16 protein-coding genes are annotated in these 19,157 nt (G+C 70.6%); 9 read left to right on the forward strand and 7 right to left on the reverse strand.

What is annotated here, in order from left to right; genetic code table 11:
* Nucleotides 1–59: 59 nt before the first annotated feature.
* Nucleotides 60–254, reverse strand: coding sequence for a hypothetical protein (locus ACZ69Q_RS29505; RefSeq protein ID WP_004001285.1), 195 nt, complete (start codon nt 252–254; stop codon nt 60–62).
* A 540-nt stretch (nt 255–794) separates the two neighbouring features.
* Between ACZ69Q_RS29505 and ACZ69Q_RS29510 the strand changes: the two genes are divergently transcribed.
* The gene (locus tag ACZ69Q_RS29510; protein WP_471047263.1) at nt 795–1,997 is read left to right on the forward strand and encodes an acyltransferase family protein; all 1,203 of its coding nucleotides are present in this window, start codon (nt 795–797) and stop codon (nt 1,995–1,997) included.
* Nucleotides 1,998–2,064: 67 nt separating this feature from the next.
* Here ACZ69Q_RS29510 and ACZ69Q_RS29515 read toward each other — a convergent pair whose 3' ends face one another.
* Nucleotides 2,065–2,547: an HD domain-containing protein gene (locus ACZ69Q_RS29515; RefSeq protein WP_471047266.1), complete on the reverse strand. Its 483-nt coding sequence runs from the start codon at nt 2,545–2,547 to the stop codon at nt 2,065–2,067.
* A 34-nt stretch (nt 2,548–2,581) separates the two neighbouring features.
* Entirely contained in the window at nt 2,582–3,760 is a 1,179-nt protein-coding gene (locus tag ACZ69Q_RS29520) for a PP2C family protein-serine/threonine phosphatase (RefSeq protein ID WP_471047268.1), read from the reverse strand.
* A gap of 162 nt (nt 3,761–3,922) precedes the next feature.
* On the opposite strand from ACZ69Q_RS29520, the gene ACZ69Q_RS29525 reads away from it, so the two are divergent.
* Nucleotides 3,923–5,179 carry a GNAT family N-acetyltransferase gene (locus ACZ69Q_RS29525; protein WP_471047271.1) on the forward strand — a complete coding sequence of 419 codons (1,257 nt, stop codon included), beginning with the start codon at nt 3,923–3,925 and terminating at the stop codon, nt 5,177–5,179.
* A gap of 16 nt (nt 5,180–5,195) precedes the next feature.
* Here the strand turns inward: ACZ69Q_RS29525 and ACZ69Q_RS29530 are convergent, their stop codons facing one another.
* Nucleotides 5,196–6,005, reverse strand: a complete 810-nt coding sequence (locus ACZ69Q_RS29530) for an Fpg/Nei family DNA glycosylase (RefSeq protein WP_471047274.1) — start codon at nt 6,003–6,005, stop codon at nt 5,196–5,198.
* A gap of 188 nt (nt 6,006–6,193) precedes the next feature.
* Nucleotides 6,194–6,679: a ribose-5-phosphate isomerase gene (locus tag ACZ69Q_RS29535; RefSeq protein WP_471047277.1), complete on the reverse strand. Its 486-nt coding sequence runs from the start codon at nt 6,677–6,679 to the stop codon at nt 6,194–6,196.
* Between the two features lie 217 nt (nt 6,680–6,896).
* Here ACZ69Q_RS29535 and ACZ69Q_RS29540 point away from each other — a divergent pair, with 217 nt between their 5' ends.
* Entirely contained in the window at nt 6,897–8,363 is a 1,467-nt protein-coding gene (locus tag ACZ69Q_RS29540) for an amino acid permease (protein ID WP_471047279.1), read from the forward strand.
* 77 nt (nt 8,364–8,440) lie between these two features.
* Here the strand turns inward: ACZ69Q_RS29540 and ACZ69Q_RS29545 are convergent, their stop codons facing one another.
* A complete protein-coding gene (locus ACZ69Q_RS29545; RefSeq protein ID WP_471047281.1) occupies nt 8,441–11,632 on the reverse strand; it encodes a serine/threonine-protein kinase in 3,192 nt (1,063 codons plus the stop codon).
* A gap of 241 nt (nt 11,633–11,873) precedes the next feature.
* On the opposite strand from ACZ69Q_RS29545, the gene ACZ69Q_RS29550 reads away from it, so the two are divergent.
* The gene (locus ACZ69Q_RS29550; protein WP_471047283.1) at nt 11,874–12,599 is read left to right on the forward strand and encodes a hypothetical protein; all 726 of its coding nucleotides are present in this window, start codon (nt 11,874–11,876) and stop codon (nt 12,597–12,599) included.
* Between the two features lie 94 nt (nt 12,600–12,693).
* Here the strand turns inward: ACZ69Q_RS29550 and ACZ69Q_RS29555 are convergent, their stop codons facing one another.
* On the reverse strand, nt 12,694–13,275 hold the full coding sequence (locus ACZ69Q_RS29555; protein WP_471047286.1) for a biotin transporter BioY: 582 nt from the start codon (nt 13,273–13,275) through the stop codon (nt 12,694–12,696).
* 486 nt (nt 13,276–13,761) lie between these two features.
* Here ACZ69Q_RS29555 and ACZ69Q_RS29560 point away from each other — a divergent pair, with 486 nt between their 5' ends.
* From ACZ69Q_RS29560 to ACZ69Q_RS29580, 5 genes are all read left to right on the forward strand, one after another.
* Complete coding sequence (locus tag ACZ69Q_RS29560) at nt 13,762–14,964, forward strand: ROK family protein (protein ID WP_471047289.1); 1,203 nt, start codon at nt 13,762–13,764, stop codon at nt 14,962–14,964.
* 226 nt (nt 14,965–15,190) lie between these two features.
* Nucleotides 15,191–16,258, forward strand: a complete 1,068-nt coding sequence (locus tag ACZ69Q_RS29565) for an ABC transporter substrate-binding protein (RefSeq protein WP_471047292.1) — start codon at nt 15,191–15,193, stop codon at nt 16,256–16,258.
* Between the two features lie 5 nt (nt 16,259–16,263).
* Nucleotides 16,264–17,109: an ABC transporter permease gene (locus tag ACZ69Q_RS29570; RefSeq protein WP_471047295.1), complete on the forward strand. Its 846-nt coding sequence runs from the start codon at nt 16,264–16,266 to the stop codon at nt 17,107–17,109.
* Nucleotides 17,085–17,816: an ABC transporter ATP-binding protein gene (locus ACZ69Q_RS29575; RefSeq protein ID WP_471047298.1), complete on the forward strand. Its 732-nt coding sequence runs from the start codon at nt 17,085–17,087 to the stop codon at nt 17,814–17,816. The genes ACZ69Q_RS29570 and ACZ69Q_RS29575 overlap by 25 nt, the downstream gene beginning before the upstream one ends.
* A complete protein-coding gene (locus ACZ69Q_RS29580) occupies nt 17,816–19,156 on the forward strand; it encodes an LLM class flavin-dependent oxidoreductase (protein WP_471047301.1) in 1,341 nt (446 codons plus the stop codon). The genes ACZ69Q_RS29575 and ACZ69Q_RS29580 overlap by 1 nt, the downstream gene beginning before the upstream one ends.
* The last annotated feature ends 1 nt before the right edge of the window (nt 19,157 follow it).

The raw sequence follows: 19,157 nt of genomic DNA on the forward strand, positions 1-19,157 counted from the left end.
CGAGGGTATCCGTACCCCTCCGGCCCGGCCCACGGGCCCTGGATGCCGCGCCACGGACCTTAGAACTGGATGGAGTTGATGGTCTCGGCTATCGAGTTGAGGAACCGCTGGATGTCGTCGGCCATGCCGGTCGAGGCGAGGAAGAAGCCGAACAGCACGGCGACGACGGCGGGGCCGGCCTTCAGGGATCCGCCACGGATCAGCACCACCAACACGATCGCCAACAGCAACACCACTGACAGCGAAATGGCCACAACAGATCACACCCTCGGTCGGTCCGCTCTCCCGGCCCGGGGACGCGACCCCGCGCACCCCCGCCAGAACCATCGTGCCACCAACCGGGCCCCGCTATGCGGCACGTGACGTTTCGTTCGCCACACCTGTGCCGGAACCGTGCGGGTCCTCGGGACGCACCGACCTGTCGCGTCACGCTCGTGCGGCAATTAGGAGAGACATCCGCGCGGAGAATTCGACGGGATCGTTTCCATCGCCACACAACGTGTTCGCCGGCATTTCGAATTCGCGGCCCGGTGATCATTTCATCGGCGTCACCTCCTTGCCATATGCGCTACTTAGTCAGGATGAATCCGGACAAGTGGGGTGACCAACAGGTGTCCGGCAGGTGCATGTTCGCTGTACACGTGAAGTCGCGCGTAATAACCGCTAATGACCTCGGGGGTTTTACGAAATCCCACAGGCAACGCTAGGGTGCCTCAGATGTTCCACGCTGCCTCGTCCCCCGCATGCGCAGCGAGGTCCTGGATCCGATACCCGGGCTTCCGACGGGAGGGTCTGTGACGGACTCGCTACGACCGCACGGCCACAACAGAGCGCCACTCCCCCCGACACAGCAGTCGGCGGACGGAGTGCCGAGTCCGCGCTCACCGCAGGGCAGGAAGGCTCAGGGCGACGCCAGAGCCGCGTCCAGCGGTGCCAAGCAGCGCGACTCGTTCTTCGACAACGCCAAGTACCTGGCGATCGTGCTCGTCGCCATAGGCCACGCCTGGGAGCCGATCAAGGGCGACAGCCGGATCCTGGAGGCCGTGTACACCGTCGTGTACACCTTCCACATGCCGGCGTTCATCATCATCTCCGGCTTCTTCTCGCGCAGTTTCGACGCGAGCCCCAACCGGCTGAAGCGCCTGATCACCGGCGTCGCGGTGCCGTACATCGTCTTCGAGACGGCCTATCCGCTGTTCAAGCGCTGGATCGACGAGGACCCGAGCCAGGAGATCAGCCTCCTGGACCCGTGGTACCTGACGTGGTTCCTGTGCGCGCTGTTCATCTGGCGGATGACGACGCCGATCTGGAAGACGGTGCGCTGGCCGCTGCCGATCGCGCTCGGCCTCGCCATGGCGGCGACGGTCACCCCCGAGATCGGCGACGACCTCGACCTCCAGCGGGTCCTTCAGTTCCTGCCGTACTTCGTGCTGGGCCTGATCATGAAGCCCGAGCACTTCCACATGGTGCGCACGCGCAAGGTGCGGATCCTGTCCGTGCCGGTGTTCGCGGTCGCGCTGGCCTTCGGCTGGTGGGCGGTGCCGCGCATGAACACCGCGTGGTTCTACCACCGGGACTCCGCACAGGAGCTGGGCGCGCCGTGGTGGGCCGGGCCGGTCATGGTGCTGGCGATGTTCGGCTGCTCGCTGCTGCTGACGGCCTGCTTCTTCGCCTGGGTGCCGCGCCGCCGCATGTGGTTCACGGCGCTCGGCGCGGGCACGCTGTACGGCTATCTGCTGCACGGCTTCGTCGTGAAGGCCGGTGACTACCAGGGCTGGTTCGAGCACGCCTGGTTGCAGCGCCCGCTCGGCGAGATCTTCGTCAGCGTCGTCGCGGCCGCCGGCGTCACGCTGCTGTGCACCGCGCCGGTGCAGCGGGTGTTCCGGTTCGCGATGGAGCCCAAGATGGAGTGGGCGTTCAAGCGGGACGCCGCCGAGCTGGCGCGGGAGCGGGAGAAGCGCGAGGGCGCGACGGCCCGCGAGAAGGTCAACGCCTGACCCTGCGCCGTTCCTTCACAACGAGGAGAGCCGCCCTCCGGTCATCGAGGGTTCATATCGAGGAGCGTCAGTCTCCGGACAGACCGAGAAGTGCGCGCATGCGTGCGTACTTCTCGGTCAGTCGTTTCCGGGTCGTCTCGTCCAGGACCGCGAGGCGCGCCGGGTCCGCGTTGTGCGCCAGGTCCGCCTCCTTCACCAGCAGCGCGCCCGGGGTGGCGAGGATCCGCGCCGCATAGGCCTCCGGCGGCTCTCCGGCCCGCTTGGTGACCGCGCGCACCACGTCCTTGGTACGACGGCTCAGCGCGGCCTCCTCCAGCCACCGCTCGGACAGCGCGTCGTCCTCCACGGCGTCGTGCAGCCAGGCCGCGGCGATCTGCTCCTCGTCGCCGCCACGCGCGCGTACGCCCTCGGCGACGGCGCTCAGATGCTCGGTGTACGGCCGCCCGGCCTTGTCGGTCTGCCCCACGTGGGCGGCGCGCGCGACGGCCTCCACGTCGGCGAGGGACAGCGTCGAGTGCGGGGGGCCCTGCGGCTGAGGTGTCTCGGTCACCCGCCCAGTGTCGCCTCTGCGGTGCCGTCCAGGCTCAGCGGGCCGTCGTGGTCGTCGGGCCCTCGCGGGAGATCAGCAGGAGCGCCCGGTCGTCGTTGACGTCCTTCGCCACGGCCTCGATGAGGTGCCAGGCCGCGCCGTGGAAGCCGCCGGCGACATAGCGGTCGGCCTCGCCGGTGAGGCGGTCTATGCCCTCGACGATGTCGCGGTCGGACGTCTCGACCAGGCCGTCCGTGAACAGCATCAGCACGTCGCCGGGGCGCAGCGAGCCCTTCACGGGGTCGAACTGGGCGCCGTCGTACACGCCGAGGAGGGGGCCCTCGGCCGCCTTCTCCTCCCAGCGGCCGCTGCCCGCGCTCAGTTGCAGGCCCGGCGGGTGGCCCGCCGAGTAGAGCTCGTAGTCGCCCGAGTCGAGGTCGAGGACGAGGTGGATCGAGGTGGCGAAACCCTCGTCCCAGTCCTGGCGCAGGAGGTAGCCGTTGGCGGCGGGCAGGAACGCGTGCGGGGGCAGGCTGCCCAGAAGGCCGCCGAAGGCTCCGGAGAGCAGCAGGGCGCGGGAGCCCGCGTCCATGCCCTTGCCGGACACGTCCGTCAGGACGGCCTCCAGGGTGCGGCCGCCGTTCGTGCGGGCCGCCACGACGAAGTCGCCGGAGAAGGACTGACCGCCCGCCGGGCGCAGCGCCATCTCGCGGTGCCAGCCGTGCGGCAACTGCGGCAGCTTGCTCTGTACGCGGATGCGTTCGCGCAGGTCGAAGAGCATGGTGCCGCCGCGCCGCCAGGGCACGCCGACCCGGCTGCGGAACTGCGCGATGAGCAGACCGAAGAAGCCGCACGCCGCCACGACCAGCACCACGCCCGGGGTGACCCTGGACGGGCCTTCGGTGTACGGGCCCAGTTGCACCGACTCGACGATGAGGGCGGTGGCCGCCGCCGCGTACAGGCCCAGCAGGCTCGCCGGGCGCAGCAGCAGCCCGCCGGCCACGATCGGCAGGACCAGCGCGGCCGGTGAGAACCAGACGGAGTTGGCCATCGTGGCGGCACAGATCAGCGGCACGGTCAGGAGCAGTCCGGCGAGCGCGACCCAGTCCGAGCCGTCACCGCGGAAGTAGTCCACGGCGCTTCTGCGCACGCCGACGCGGGCCCGGTGCCAGTGCATCCTCAACCGGGCCATGAACGTCTCGGCCGCCGCGCGCCGCTCTCGTCCTGCTGCCATTAGTTCGGGACCCTATCCATCGGACCAGTTGCTTGGCACGGGAGGTCCCACTTGTCCCCCGTCCGAGGTTCAACTTCACAGTGAACTTCACGGAAAGGCGTCCCGCCGCCGCCAAGGAGAAATTCCCTCGCTCGTCCCGCATTGCGCTGGTAGGCATGGTTCATGGCGAAAGACAGTGGGAGCGAGGCCGACCGCCTGGAGCTGCGGACGCTGCATCAGGACGAGTGGGACATCTGGTACGAGACCCTCATCCGCGCCTTCGGTGGGGTCGCGGAGGCGGCCGAGGAGCGGAAGCTGTGGAACTCGCTCACCGAGTTCGACCGGTCCTTCGGGGTCTGGGACGGGCCCGCGTGCGTGGGGACGGCCGGGGCGTTCAGCTTCCGGCTCACCGTGCCCGGCGGGGCGGCCGTGCCCGCCGCCGGCGTCACGATGGTCAGCGTCGCCGCCACGCACCGCCGGCGCGGCGTGCTGACGTCGATGATGCGCCGGCAGCTCGACGACGTGCGCGAGTGGGGCTGGCCGCTGGCGGTGCTGACCGCCTCCGAGCCGGCGATCTACGGCCGGTTCGGCTACGGCATCGGCAGCCATCAGGTCAGCGCCGAGATCGACACCTCGCGCGTGCGGCTGTCCGTGCCGCCCGGCACCGATGACGTACATCTGCGCTACGCCGTACCGGCCGACGTCCTCGACGCGTGCGAGGCCGTGTACGCGCGCCGGGTGTCCGGCCGGCCGGGGATGATCGCCCGGCTGCCGGGCTGGGAGCGGCTCGGGCTGCTCGACCCGGAGAGCGACCGGGAGGGCGCGTCGCCGCTCCAGTGCGTACTGGCGGAGCGGGAGGGCGAGGTCGTCGGGTACGCGCGCTTCCGCGTCAAGCCGGAGTGGGACGGCAGCGGCCCGAGCGGTGCCGTCCTGCTGAGGGACGTCCAGGCCCTGGATCCGGCGGCGCAGGCCGCGCTGTGGCGGTTCCTGTTCGACATCGACCTGACGTCCACGGTGAAGGCGTGGGCACGGCCGGTGGACGAGGCGTGGCTGCACCAGGTCTCGGACATCCGGCGGTGCGCGGTCCGGGTGAAGGACGCCCTGCATGTCCGGTTGGTGGACGTCGGGGCCGCTCTGCAGGCGCGGACGTATCAGGCGCCGGTGGATGTGGTGTTCGAGGTGAAGGACGACTTCTGCCCCTGGAACACCGGGCGTTGGCGGCTGAGCGGGGACGCCAAGGGCGCGTCGTGCGAGCGTACGACCGAGGCGGCCGATCTCGCCCTGTCCGTACGGGAGTTGGGGGCGGCCTACCTGGGAGGCGTGAGCCTCGCGGCGCTGGGCGCGGCCGGGCGGGTGCGGGAGCTGCGGCAGGGGGCGCTGACGGAGGCGTCGGTGGGCTTCGCGTCCACGGTGGCGCCCTGGCTGCCGCACGGCTTCTGACGCAGGCCGGACTGCCTTACGGCCGCTGGCAGTTCGGGCACCAGAACAGGTTGCGGGCGGCGAGGCCGGCGGTGCGGATCTCGCTGCCGCAGATGTGGCAGGGCAGGGTGGCCCGCCGGTAGACGTATACCTCGCCGCCGTGGTCGTCGACGCGGGGCGGGCGACCCATCGCCTCCGGGGTGTGCTCGGGGCGGACGGTGTCGATGCGGTTGTTGCGGACGCCCTCGTGCATCAGCTCGACGAGGTCCGTCCAAATGACGTCCCACTGGGCCGGGGTGATGTCCTTGCCCGCGCGGTAGGGGTCGATGCGATGCCGGAAGAGGACCTCGGCGCGGTAGACGTTGCCGACGCCCGCGATGATCTTCTGGTCCATGAGCAGGGCGGCGATCGTCGTACGGCTGCGGGAGATCCGCCGGTACGCCTGGTGCGGGTCGGCGTCGTCGCGCAGCGGGTCGGGGCCGAGGCGGTCGTGCACCGCCTGCTTCTCGGTGTCGGCGATCAGGGCGCAGGTGGTGGGGCCGCGGAGGTCCACGTACGCGGTGGTGTTCGCGAGGCGGAGCCGGACCGTGTCGGTGGGCGGGGGTGCGGGGGCGTCGCCGAAGTCGACCTTGCCGAAGAGGCCGAGGTGGATGTGGATCCAGTCGGCGTCGCGGAAGCCGAGGAAGAGGTGTTTGCCGTGGGCCTCGGTGCGGGTGAGTTCGGCACGGTCGAGGAGGGCCGCGGCGTCGGAGAACTTGCCCTGGGGGCTGGTGACCCGGGGGGCCGTGCCCAGGAACGCGGCGGCGTAGTCCTGGGCCAGCCGGTGGATGGTGTGCCCCTCAGGCACGGTGGCTCCTTCGTCGTGTGTGGGTGGGTGGGGCCGCGCGTCGGTTTCTCGCCCCCGCCGCCCCTACCCGTCCCATCCTGAAGGGGCTCCGCCCCTTCCACCCCGCTGGGGGCTGCAGCCCACAGACCCCCGCATCGGCCCTGAACGGGCCTCGTCCTCAAGCGCCGGACGGGCTGAAAGAGGCCGAGCTACTGCTGCGGGTGGTGGGCCGGGATCGCGGGCAGGTCGCCCGTCGTCTCGTAGGCCGCGAGCATGTCGATGCGGCGGATGTGGCGCTCGTCACCCGAGAACGGGGTGCCCAGGAAGGTCTCGACGAACTTGGTCGCCTCGTCCGTCGTGTGCATACGCGCACCCACCGCGACGACGTTGGCGTTGTTGTGCTGACGGCCGAGCGAGGCGGTCTCCTCGCTCCAGGCCAGGGCCGCGCGGACGCCCTTCACCTTGTTCGCGGCGATCTGCTCGCCGTTGCCCGAGCCGCCGATCACGATGCCGAGGGCGTCGGGGTCCGCGGCCGTCCGCTCCGCCGCACGGAGGCAGAAGGGCGGGTAGTCGTCCTGGGCGTCGTAGATGTGGGGGCCGCAGTCGACGGGGTCGTGGCCGGCCGCCTTGAGCCAGTCGACGAGGTGGTTCTTGAGTTCGTAGCCCGCATGGTCCGAGCCGAGATACACGCGCATGGGACGAGTGTGACACGGCTGTTTCCGGGCAGCAGCGCCGGGTGTCGATCACGTCAATTGTGATCTGGACTATGGAAGCTCAAGGAAACCTCAAGTAACAATCCCGAATCAAAGGTTCCCGAATCCGTTCTCCTCCGATTCACTGGTCCGACTCGTACGCCATACGCAATCCGCCAGTGCGAGAACCGCTCCCCACGGCGCAAAGGAAATCCGTTCCATGACTTCGCAGCCGACACAGAAGACGGCCGGACCGGCCCCCGGCGGCCACGGCCTACAGGCCGGACTCAAGAACCGTCATCTGTCCATGATCGCCATCGGCGGCGTGATCGGCGCAGGACTCTTCGTCGGGTCCAGCTCCGGTATCGCCACCGCCGGACCCGGCATCCTCCTTTCCTACGCACTCGTCGGCACGCTCGTGGTGCTGGTGATGCGGATGCTCGGTGAGATGTCGGCGGCCAACCCGACGTCCGGCTCGTTCTCCGCCCACGCCGACCGGGCGCTCGGCCGCTGGGCCGGGTTCTCCATCGGCTGGCTGTACTGGTTCTTCTGGGTGGTCGTGCTGGCGGTCGAGGCGACCGCCGGTGCGGTGATCCTGGAGGGCTGGATCCCGGCCGTGCCGCAGTGGGCCTGGGCCCTGATCGTCATGGTGGTGCTGACCGCCACCAACCTGGTCTCCGTCGCCTCGTACGGCGAGTTCGAGTTCTGGTTCGCCGGGATCAAGGTCGTCGCGATCGCCGCATTCATCGTCATCGGCGGTCTGGCCGTCTTCGGGGTGCTGCCGGGTGTCGACAGCGACCAGGCGGGACTGAGCAACCTCACCGAACACGGCGGATTCCTGCCCAACGGCCCCGGCGCCATCCTCACCGGTGTGCTGCTCGTCGTCTTCTCCTTCATGGGCAGCGAGATCGCCACCCTGGCCGCCGGTGAGTCGGAGAACCCGCAGAAGGCCGTCACCAAGGCCACCAACAGCATCATCTGGCGTGTCGCGGTCTTCTACCTCGGCTCGATCTTCGTCGTGGTGACCCTGCTGCCCTGGGACAGCAAGTCCATCGCCGAGGACGGCTCGTACGTGGCCGCGCTCGACTCCCTCGGCATCCCGAACGCCGGTGAGATCATGAACTTCATCGTGCTGACCTCGGTGCTGTCCTGTCTCAACTCGGGCCTCTACACCGCCTCCCGCATGGCCTTCTCCCTCGGCCAGCGCGGGGACGCGCCGCAGTCCTTCGCCCGCACGACCGGCAACGGCGTGCCGCGCACCGCGATCCTCGCGTCCGTGGCGTTCGGCTTCGTGGCCGTGTTCTTCAACTACAAGTTCCCGGACTCCGTCTTCCTCTTCCTCGTCAACTCCTCCGGTGCGGTCGCGCTGTTCGTGTGGCTCGCGATCTGCTTCTCGCAGCTCCGCATGCGCAAGATCATCCAGCGTGAGGCGCCGGAGAAGCTCGTCGTGAAGATGTGGCTGTACCCGTACCTGACCTGGGCGACGGCCGCGCTGATCGTGTTCGTGCTCGGCTACATGCTGACCGACACCGAGCACGACGGCCGCAAGACCGTGCTGCTGTCGCTGCTCGTCGCCGCGGTCGTGCTGATCATCGCCTTCGTGAAGGAGAAGATCGGCGGCGGGCGCCCGGCGGGCGTCGAGGCCGCAGACGCGCAGGCGCCGCGCGACGAGGTCAAGACCGGCTGAGTCGTCGGCCGTGTGCCGGCCGAGGGGCGACGGGGTGCCACCCCGTCGCCCCTCTTGTCTTCTTGTCCTCCGCACGGTCACAGCACCGTGAAGGTGTCCCGGACCTTTGCGTAGGTCTTCAGGGCCTGTGCCTCGACGTCCGGGCGGTACCACGTGTTGATCTGGTACGACTTCCCGCCCACGGTGAAGCCGAGTAGCTGGGCGTGCCAGGGGTCTCCCTTGAGGGTGAAGGTGTACTCCCATACGACCGCCGGGTGCCCGCGGAAGGTCGTGCGTTCCAGCCGGATCTTGCTGTAGTCGCCCTGCTGGGCGTTCTGCTCGGACTTCTGCCAGGAGTCCATCAGGTCGTCGCGGGCCACGGAGGACTTGGCGGCCAGTTCCTGTCTGGCGTCCGGTGACGTGTAGTGCACCTCGGAGCCGGTCTGGACGTCCCGCTGCCAGCCCTCGGGCGGCACCCACGCGAACCCGCCCGCCTCACGGCGTGAGCCCGGCGGCAGGCTCTGCGGCCTCGACGTGCCCTCGACCGTGGACGACGGGGAGGACGCGGCCGTGGAGGGCGTCGGTGAGCCGCCCGCCTCGTCGTCCTTCGGCGACCCGAAGTCGGAGGCCAGGACGACCGCGACGACCGCGCCCGCGGCGGCGATGCCGACGGCGGCGACGATTCCCGTACGGCGATGCCCGCGCCCGGGTCGGGGCCGAGCCGGAACCGCCGGGCCGGGGAACTCTCCGGGCGGCATGGCGCCGTGGGGCCGCGAACCGCTCAGCGGGACCCCCGCCCCGGGAGCCGGCCGCCGCTCGGTCACCGCTTCGGCCCGCTCCAGGGAGACGCCGGCACGGTAGGGCGTGGGGCCGGTGGAGTTGCGAGCCGGGGTCGCCGAGTGCACTTCCGAACGGGACCCGGGGGCGAGTTCTGTGGAGGCGTTGGGGGCGCGGGGGGGTTGGGTGGGTGCGGGTGGGGTGGGGGTGGGCCGGGGGCGTGTGGACGGGTTGGGGCCGGCCGGGGTGGGGGTGGCTTGGGTGGGGCTGGCCGAGGCGGGGTTGGCCTGGGCGGGGCCGGCCGGGGTGAGGTTGGCCGGGGTGAGGTTGGCCGAGGTGGGGTTGGCCTGGTGGGTTCGCTCGGCGGGTGGAGCCTCGGTGTGTGCAGGCTCGGTGCGTGCAAGCTCCGTGTGTGCAAGCTCGGTGCGTGGAGCCTCGGTTCGGGCGTCCCTGGTCGGGGCCAAGCGGTGTCGTGGCGGTATCGCATCGTGTACGTCGTCCGACGGCTGTCGCGGGTCGGGCGGGAGCAGCACTCGGGAAGGGTCAAGGAGGGCGGGGGTCGGGGATTCGCTGGGGGGCGTGGTGGCTGCTGCGGGATCCGAGGGCCGGGTGGGCGCCGGGTTGGTCGCCGTGTCAGGGGTCGGGGCCTGGCTGGGTGCCGGGGCCGGGTTGGCCGCCAAGTCAGGGGCCGGTGCAGGCGTCAACGTCGGGGCATGGCTGGGTGCCGGGGCCGGGGCCAGGTTGGCCGCCAAGTCAGGGGCCGGTGTGGGCGTCAACGTCGGGGCATGGCTGGGTGCCGGGGCCGGGGCCAGGTTGGCCGCCAAGTCAGGGGCCGGTGTGGGCGTCAAGGTCGGGGTATGGCTGGGTGGCGGGGCCGGTGGGGACTCGGGCGGTGGACCGGGTTGGGGCGTCAGGTCGGCCACGGGGGCCGATTCCGCCTCCGGGCCGTGCTCCGGTACGGCAGCCGTTCCGGGTATGAGCGCTTCCTCGGGATCCGGAGGCAACTGCGGCTCCGCGCCCGGGCCCTGACTCGGCGGCAACTGCGGCTCTGCGCCCGGCTGCTGCCCCTCGGCGGACCTCGCCTGTTCGACGTCCGGCTCGGGGCCGGCCGGCGAAACCTCCGCCGCGGCCCCGACGTCCCCACGCGCAGGACCGGCCTCGGGCCCTCCTCCCCCACCGGGCACCGTCGCAGTCTCGGCACCCCTCGGCACCTTGGCGGACCGCTCTGCCCTCGGCAGCGTTGCAGACTCACCTGCCCATGGCACAGCGACGGCGTCATCTCCGCGCTGGACGGTCCCGGCGTCATCTCGACCCGGCACCCCAGCGGACCCGCCTGCCCACGGCACCGCGGCAGGCTCGCTATCCCCCGGCACCGTCCCGGCGGCGTTTTCACCCGGCACCGCCGCGGACTCATCTCCACCCGCCACCAATGCCACGCCGCCTACACCCGGTACCGAGCCAGACCCGTCCCCCCTCGATCCGGCCGCAGGACCTCCACCCTCCGGCCCCGCCGCAGACTCGCCGACCCCCGGCACCGCCGAAGGCCCGTCGCCCTCCGGCCCCGCCGAAGACCCTCCACCCCCCGGCACCACCGCAAGCCCATCCCCCCTCGGCAGAGTTGCGGGGAGGTCGCTCCCAGGTGGAGCCGACCCCTCAACCCCGCTCGGTGCCGTCGAGGGGTCGGTGGCCCGGCCGCTCCAGTCGGCCGGCCCTCCCCAACCCAGCCCTGCGCCCACAACCGGCACAGTCGGTGTGGGTGTCGGGTATGCCACCGGCTGCAGGGCCGTTTCCAGGTCGTCCAGGCCGGGGCGCAGGGTGGGGTCCTTCTCCAGGAGGGCGGCGAGGACGTCGCGCAACGGGCCTGCCGTGGGCGGGAGTTCGGGCTCCTCGTAGAGGACCGCGTGCAGGGTCGCCAGGGTCGTGTCGCGGGAGAAGGGGGAGCGGCCGGCGAGGGCCGCGCTCAGCGTGGCGCCCAGGGACCAGATGTCGGACGGCGGGCCCTGGGGCCGGCCGGAGATGCGCTCGGGGGCCATGTAGTCGGGGGAACCGACCAGCATGCCGACCATGGTGAGGGCCTTCGCGTCCTGGATCGCCGCGATGCCGAAGTCCGTCAGGACGACGCGGCCCCGCCCGCGCCGCACCTCCGACTCCACCAGTACGTTGCCCGGCTTGATGTCCCGGTGCAGCACGCCCCGGTCGTGGACCTGCCGCAGCGCCGCCACCAGCCCCATGCCGATCCGGGCCGCCTCGCCGGGCCGCAGCGGGCCCTCCTCCGCCATGATGCGTTCCAGTGAGCGGCCGGCCACCAACTCCATGACGATCCACAGGCGTTCGCCCTCGTCGACCACGTCGTAGACCCGTACGACGTTGGGGTGGTCGATCCGTGCCGTCGCCCTCGCCTCGCGCAGGGTGCGTTCACGGCGCGTGCGGGTGTCCTCCGGATCCAGGCCGTCGATGCGCATTTCCTTGACGGCGACCAGTCGATCGAGAATTTCGTCGACCGCTCGCCACACGCGCCCCATTCCCCCCTGGCCGATACTCTCGACCAAGCGATATCGCCCCGTCACCAGTACACCTGGAACCCCGCCACTCCTCGTATTCCCCGGCAATCCACTGCACCCCCCTCGATGCCGCATCGGACATCCGCCATTGAAACACAATGGTCACACTTCGTGCCGATCCAGCATAGTGCGGAGAAATCTTGTGGTAGCTCTTCAAGTACTGCGAATTCAGGCGCAGGCAAGGGGGACGAACATGAGTTCTCGTCGCACGACGGCCATCGCGGGATCGCTGGTCGCGACATCTTTTTCGGCAGTGATGATCCTTTCCTTCACTGCCAGTGCGGACGACCAGGGACCCGGGAGCAGCAAGGGGGGAAAGGTCATCGACGAGGCACCGTCGGGGGTGAAGCTCACCACCGAGCTGCCCGAGAAAATCTCGGTGAACAACAGTTCGCAAGAAACCGAGATCACTGCCACGGTGAAGAACGAAGGGACCAAGGAGAGCGGAAAGATCCAGCTTTTGGTCGTCGGTTTCGACGGCCTGACCGTCAAGAATGTCGAAGGCTGTTCGGCGATCGAGAAAAACAATCTTCCGGAGGGCTCGAACAGCGGTTTCGCCTGCCCTCTCGACAATCTCCCTGCCGGTGAGTCGAAGTCGTACGCCGTGGCCGCGACGTACGACCTCAGCAAGGAGGGCAAGATCTGTCTCCCCGTCCAGACCGGTGACGGCAAGAAGACGTACTGGCAGCAGGGCCCGGTGCCGTTCGGAACGACGAATCCGTCGCCCGACGCCCCTGCCACCCCGCTGCTGCTCGGCACCGACAACAAGCCGGTGGCTCCCGGCCCCGACGAACTGCCCAAGACCGGCCTCGGTCGTGACGTCCTGCCGCTGGGCGCGGCCGGCGCGGCGCTGATCGCGGCGGGCGCGGCAGGGCTGTGGTGGTCGCAGTTGCGGCGGCCGATGCGGCACGCGGACTGAGCCCACGGGCTCGCTGTCCGGCGCGGGAAAGCCAAAGAGGCTCGTCGGGTCGAAGTCACGGACCCGGCGAGCCTCTTGCGCAGGAGCTAGCGCGTCAGCGGTCGAGCAGCTTCCAGGCGGTGGGCAGCGCGCCCATCGCCAGGGCCGCCTTCACCGCGTCGCCGATCAGGAACGGCGTGAGGCCGGCCGCGATCGCGGCGGACGCCGACATGCCGGTGGCCAGGGCCAGGTAGGGGACGCCGACGGCGTAGATGATCGCCTCGCCCAGCACCATCGCGCCGACCGTGCGCAGTGCGGTGCGGTCGGCGCCGCGGCGGGCCAGGGCGCCGACGACGGTGGACGCGAGGATCATGCCGAGGATGTAGCCGAAGGACGGGGCCGCCGCGCCGGAGGTGCCGTCCGCGAACCACGGCACGCCCGCGATGCCCGCCAGCGCGTACAGCGCGAGCGAGAGGAAGCCGCGGCCGGCGCCGAGGGCCGTGCCGACCAGCAGCACCGCGAGGGTCTGACCGGTCACCGGCACCGGGGAGCCCGGCACGGGCACGGAGATCTGGGCCGCGAGGCCGGTGAGCGCAGCGCCGCCGACGACGAGCGCGATGTCGCGGACGCGGGAGGCCGGGAGCAGGTCGGCGAGGACCTGTCCGGTGCGAACGGGGGCGGCGGCAGCGGTGCTCATGGGGACTCCGCGAGGGTGAGGGCGGTACGGGACGCTGCGACGCTATCCCAGGGGGATCGGCTCGCTCACCGTCAGTGGTCGACAAAGGCCGGATCATGGGGTTCGTTGGCTCCGGACAAAGGGTGGGGGTTACACCGGGTACGGGGTGATGCCGGTCACTGAGGCAGGGACGTACGACTCACAGCGCGAGGCTTCGAGCCGACTGTAGGAGGGCGCCAATCGTGTTGCTCGCGCGTGAAGACATTGCCCGCGTGTGAAGAGCCGTCTCGCCCGTCGGTCGCCGTCTGGGCAGCAGTGGTCCGCTTTGCTAGCTTCGGGCACATGGTCGCCCAGTCCCGGTACTTCACGTCGCGTCGCCATGTCGACCTGCGACGCGTGGGCGCGGCCGCCTGTCGCCGACCGGGGTGAGTCCGCCCGAGGTGTCTTGGGCCCGGCTCGCCCGCAGCAGACGGCGCAGTGTCGGACCGGCCCCCGAGGAAGTACCCCATGCCCCGTACCGCGGCACCCACCCTTTCGTCCCCGATCCCCCGTGTCGCCGACCGTGACCGGCGCCGGACCAGTGCCAGCGTCATCCTGCGGTCCGTGCTGGAGCACGGGCCGGTCGCCCGCAGCACCATCGCCCGGCTGACCGGGCTGTCACCGGCGTCGGTGACCGACCACTGTGCCCGCCTCGGCCGGCTCGGGCTGATCCGCGAGGCCGCCGCACCCCGGCAGCCCAAGGGCGTCGGCCGGCCGCACGTTCCCATCGACCTGGACGACTCGCGGTTCGTGGTGGGCGGGGTGCATGTGGCGGTGCCGCACACCACGGTGGCGCTGCTCGATCTGCGCGGACGGGTCGTCGCCGAGCGGGAGTTGAAGCACACGGGGGACATGGACCCCTACGACGTCCTGGACCGGGCCGCCGACGGGCTGGCCGCGCTGCTGGACGCGGCGCCGGGCAGCCGGCCGCTCGGCGTCGGCTTCGCGGCCGGGGGCTGGGTGGACCGGGACTCGGGGGTCGTCGTCGAGCATCCGCTGCTGGGCTGGCGCGAGGTGCCGGTGCGGGAGGTGCTCGGCGCCCGCACCGGGCTGGGGGTCCATGTGGACGGGCACGCGCGGGCGTTGGTGAACGCGGAGCGGCTGTTCGGGCGGGCGCGCGGCAGTGGCAGCGTGCTGCACCTGTTCGTCGGGAACGTCGTCGACGCGGCCTTCGCCACCGGCGACGAGGTGCACCACGGTCCCCGCTCCCAGGCCGGCACCATCGCCCATCTGCCGGTGCCGGGCGGCACGGAGCGCTGCGCATGCGGTCGCGTCGGCTGCCTCCAAGTCGAGCTGAGCGAACGGACGTTGTGCCGCAGGGCGCGGGCGGCCGGGGTCATCGAGGGGTCGAATCCGCGGCATGTGGTGCGGGCCGCGCAGGACGGCGATCAGGTGGCCGTGCGACTGCTGACCGAGCGGGCCCGGATGACCGGGCGGGCGGTGGGGCTGCTGCTCGACGTGCTCAACCCGGAAACCGTCGTCGTCACCGAGCTGGGTGTGCTGAGCCGGGAGGACTGTCTCGCCGCGCTGCGGAACGCGGTGGGCAGGGAGCGCGCGGCGGACGTCATGCCGACGAGTTTCGCGGATTCCGTGCTTGCGGTGGCGGGCGGTTCGGTGGCTCTGGACGTGCTGTACCGGGATCCGTTGGGCGCGTCACCTGAGGCTATTTAATTCAGAAACTCGGAATGTTGACAGGGACCACCGATGACCAGGAACATCCTGCTCATGAGCCTGTTCGTGAGCTGTCGCACCCACTGTTGCTGACACGTCGCCGCGTGTGAAGCGCTCATTTCTCCCTGCGTGAATTCTCTTTCTCCGGCTTCTGTGGCCCGGAATTCCGCATGCCTTCTTCCCTGCTGAACGCACATATTCCTCCCTGAACTCGCGGAGCTCTCCCATGCCTTCATCCCCCGTGTCCGGTGTCGACCGACGGCTCTTCCTCACCTCCCTGCTCGGCGCCGCCGCCGGTGTCGCCGGACTCAGCGGCTGCGCCGACAGCAGCGCGGCCGCCGCGAGCAAGGGCGCCTCGACCGCCCCGCTGGCGAAAAAGGTGCCCGCCGGTACGAGCCTGAAGATCGCCTCCTTCCAGAACACCCAGCAACTCCAGTTCAGACTGGCCAAGTTGGGCGATCCGCCCTTCACGGTCAGCAACTGGCTGAACATCGGCGCCGGCCCTGATGTCATCAACGCCTTCCGGGCCAAGTCCCTGGACCTCGCCAACAACGCGGGCATCCCGCCGATCCAGGCGCACTACCAGGGCTTCGACGCGAAGATCGTGGCGATCAACATCACCCGTAAGCCCAACTACCTCTTCGCCACCAAGCCCGGCAGCGACATCCGGTCGGTCGAGGACTTCAAGGGCAGGAAGCTCGCCTTCTCGCAGGGCCAGGCGCAGGGCGTCGTCCTGCTCCGCGCGCTGAGGAAGGCCGGGCTGAAGTACGACGATGTGGAGCTGGTCCCGCTGACCAGCAACCAGTTCCTCACCGCCCTGCAGTCCGGGCAGGTCGACATCGCCCCGCTCGCCAACAGTCAGGCACCCGCCTATCTGAAGCAGTACGAGGGCAAGGGCGCCCGCGTCATCACCACCGACGTCGTCGACCTGCTCAACCTGCTGTGGGCACCGGCCTCGGTGCTGAACGACCCCGCGAAGGCCGCCGCGGTCGCCGCGTACATCCCGTACTGGGCCAAGGGCCAGGTGTGGACGTACGAGCACCCCGACGTCTGGAACCGGGAGTTCTACGTCAAGACGCAGAACCTGACCCTCGCCCAGGCCGAGGCGGTCACCGAGCTCGCCAACAAGCCGCTGTTCCCGCCGCGCTGGGACGAGGCGATCAAGTGGGAGCAGGAGACGGCGGATCTGCTCGCCGAGGGCGGGTTCGTGAAGAAGTTCGACGTCGGCGGGCTCTTCGACCACCGCTTCGAGGGCATCGCCGCGAAGTCCGTACCGGCCGAGTACCGGAAGTGACCGCCATGACCACGACCACCCTGGACAAGCCCGCCGCCGCCGTAGTCGCCGCCGACGAGCGGCCCCGCAAACGCCGCCGCGGGCTCGCCCCCGGCAAACGCCTGCCCGCCGCCCGGCTCACCGGACCCCTGCTGGTGCTCGTCCTGTGGGCCGCCGCGTCCGCCGCCGAAGCGCTCGACCCCGCCGCGATACCCGCACCCTGGACGGTCGTGGAGACCGGCGCCCGGCTGTGGACCGACGGGACCCTGATCACCGACGTCCTCACCTCGTTGCAGCGGGCCGCGTCCGGCTTCGCGATCGGTCTGACCGCCGGCGTGGTGCTGGCACTGGCCTCCGGGCTCACCCGCACCGGGGAAGCGCTGATCGACGGCACGGTCAACCTCAACCGGGCCATCCCGACCCTCGGTCTGATCCCGCTGTTCATCCTCTGGCTGGGCATCGGCGAGACCTTCAAGATCGCGATCATCGCCATCGTCGTCTACATCCCGATCTACCTCAACACGCATGCCGCCCTGTCCGGCATCGACAACCGGTTCGTCGAGCTCGCCGAGGTGCAGGGCCTGAAGAAGCTGCGCTTCATCCGCGAGATCGTCATCCCCGGCGCGCTGCCCGGGTTCTTCGTGGGACTCCGGCTCGGCGTGACCGGCTCCTGGCTGGGCCTGGTGGTCCTGGAGCAGATCAACGCCACCAGCGGCCTCGGCTACATGATGTTCCAGGCCACGAACTACGGCCAGTCGGACGTCATCCTCGTCGGCCTGGTCGTCTACGGGATCTTCGGTCTGGTCTCGGACAGCACGGTCCGCCTCATCGAACGGAGGGTGCTGTCGTGGCGCCGCACACTGAGCAACTGACCCGCCCCGCCGTCCGACTCCGCTCGCTGACCCGCTCGTTCGACGAACGTGTCGTTCTCGACGGCATCGACCTGGACATCCCCGCCGGCCAGTTCGTGGCCCTGCTGGGGCACAGCGGCTCCGGCAAGAGCACCCTGTTGCGAGCGGTCGCCGGTCTCGACCACGAGGTCACCGGCAGCGGCCGGCTCACCGCCCCGGACCGGGTGTCGGTCGTCTTCCAGGACTCCAGGCTGCTGCCCTGGCGTCGCATCCTGGCCAACGTCCTCCTCGGACTCGAAGGCAGGGAGGCGGAGCAGAAGGGCCGCGAGGCCCTCGCCGAGGTCGGGCTGGAAGGGCGCGAGCGTGCCTGGCCCAACGAGCTGTCCGGCGGCGAGCAGCAGCGTGCCGCGCTGGCCCGCTCGCTCGTCCGCGAGCCCGAACTCCTGCTGGCCGACGAGCCGTTCGGGGCGCTGGACGCCCTCACCCGGATCAAGATGCACAACCTGCTGCGGGAGCTGTGGGAACGCCACCGCCCCTCCGTACTGCTCGTCACCCACGACGTCGACGAGGCGATCGTGCTCGCCGACCGGGTGCTCGTGCTCGACCGGGGCCGCATCGGCCTCGACCTGACCATCGACCGACCGCATCCGCGGACGTACCGGGATCCGCTGCTCGGCGAGTACCGCGAACGACTGCTCGCGGCGCTGGGCGTAACAGAGGACCACTGATGACCAGACAGCTCCACCTCAACGCGTTCCTGATGAACACCGGCCACCACGAGGCGTCCTGGCGGCTCCCCGAGAGCGACCCGTACGCACACGTGGACCTGGCCCACTACGTCCGCCTGGCCCGTGTCGCCGAGCGCGGCACCTTCGACTCCCTCTTCCTCGCCGACGGCCCGCAGTTGTGGAACAACCTCGCCCAGCGGCCCGCCGGCGCCCTGGAACCGCTCACGCTGCTCACCGCGCTGGCGACGGCCACCGAGCACATCGGCCTCATCGCGACCGCGTCCACCTCCTACAACTCCCCCTACAACCTGTCCCGCAAGTTCGCCTCGCTGGACATCATCAGCGGCGGCCGGGCGGGCTGGAACATCGTCACCACGGCGGGAGCGGAGGCCGCCCGCAACTTCGGCCTCGACGCGGAGCCCGCGCACGCCGAGCGGTACGCCCGTGCCGCCGAGTTCCTGGACGTCGCCCTGAAGCTCTGGGATAGCTGGGAGGACGACGCGATCGTCGCCGACAAGGCGGCCGGCGTGTGGGGCGACGACGCCAAGATCCATCCGCCCCGGCACCAGGGGACGTACTTCCAGGTCGAGGGCGCCCTCAACGTCCCGCGCAGCCCGCAGGGCTATCCGCTGCTCGTGCAGGCCGGGTCCAGCGAGGACGGCAAGCGCTTCGCGGCCCGGTACGCGGAGGCGGTGTTCACCGCACAGCAGACGATCGAGGACGCGCGGGCGTTCTACGCCGACCTCAAGGCGCGTACGGCGGCGGCCGGCCGCGACCCCGACCACATCAAGGTGCTGCCCGGCATCGTCCCGGTGATCGGCTCGACGGAGGCCGAGGCGCAGGCGGCCGAGCAGGTCCTCGAGGACCACATCGTGTACACGCACGGGGTGGGCCGGCTGGAGAGCCTGCTGCAACTGGAGCCCGGTGCACTGGAGTTGGATGCCCAGCTCCCCGACGACCTGCCCTCCGAGGACGCCGTCGAGGGCGCCAAGAGCCGCTACACACTCGTGGTCGAGCTGGCCCGGCGCGAACGCCTCACCGTGCGGCAGCTCATCGGGCGGCTGGGCGGCGGCCGCGGCCACCTCACCTTCGCCGGTACGCCCGAGCAGGTCGCCGACGCCATCGAGACCTGGTTCACGCAGGGCGCCGCCGACGGCTTCAACATCATGCCGCCGGTGCTGCCCTCCGGCCTCGACGCCTTCGTCGACCACGTCGTCCCGATCCTGCGCGCCCGCGGCCTGCTCCGGCAGGAGTACGGCCCGCGCCGGACCCTGCGCGAGCGCTACGGCCTCCCGCGCCCCGCCAACCAGTACACCGCCCGCGAGAACGCCCTCGTCTGAA

Source organism: Streptomyces sp. NPDC036764, assembly GCF_055609385.1.

Coding starts and splice junctions, on each gene's coding strand:
- ACZ69Q_RS29525 (WP_471047271.1), top strand. CDS start 3,923: ATGGCGAAAGACAGTGGGAGCGAGGCCGACCGCCTGGAGCTGCGGACG.
- ACZ69Q_RS29580 (WP_471047301.1), top strand. CDS start 17,816: ATGACCAGACAGCTCCACCTCAACGCGTTCCTGATGAACACCGGCCAC.
- ACZ69Q_RS29560 (WP_471047289.1), top strand. CDS start 13,762: ATGCCCCGTACCGCGGCACCCACCCTTTCGTCCCCGATCCCCCGTGTC.
- ACZ69Q_RS29520 (WP_471047268.1), bottom strand. CDS start 3,760: ATGGCAGCAGGACGAGAGCGGCGCGCGGCGGCCGAGACGTTCATGGCC.
- ACZ69Q_RS29570 (WP_471047295.1), top strand. CDS start 16,264: ATGACCACGACCACCCTGGACAAGCCCGCCGCCGCCGTAGTCGCCGCC.
- ACZ69Q_RS29555 (WP_471047286.1), bottom strand. CDS start 13,275: ATGAGCACCGCTGCCGCCGCCCCCGTTCGCACCGGACAGGTCCTCGCC.
- ACZ69Q_RS29550 (WP_471047283.1), top strand. CDS start 11,874: ATGAGTTCTCGTCGCACGACGGCCATCGCGGGATCGCTGGTCGCGACA.
- ACZ69Q_RS29540 (WP_471047279.1), top strand. CDS start 6,897: ATGACTTCGCAGCCGACACAGAAGACGGCCGGACCGGCCCCCGGCGGC.
- ACZ69Q_RS29535 (WP_471047277.1), bottom strand. CDS start 6,679: ATGCGCGTGTATCTCGGCTCGGACCATGCGGGCTACGAACTCAAGAAC.
- ACZ69Q_RS29565 (WP_471047292.1), top strand. CDS start 15,191: ATGCCTTCATCCCCCGTGTCCGGTGTCGACCGACGGCTCTTCCTCACC.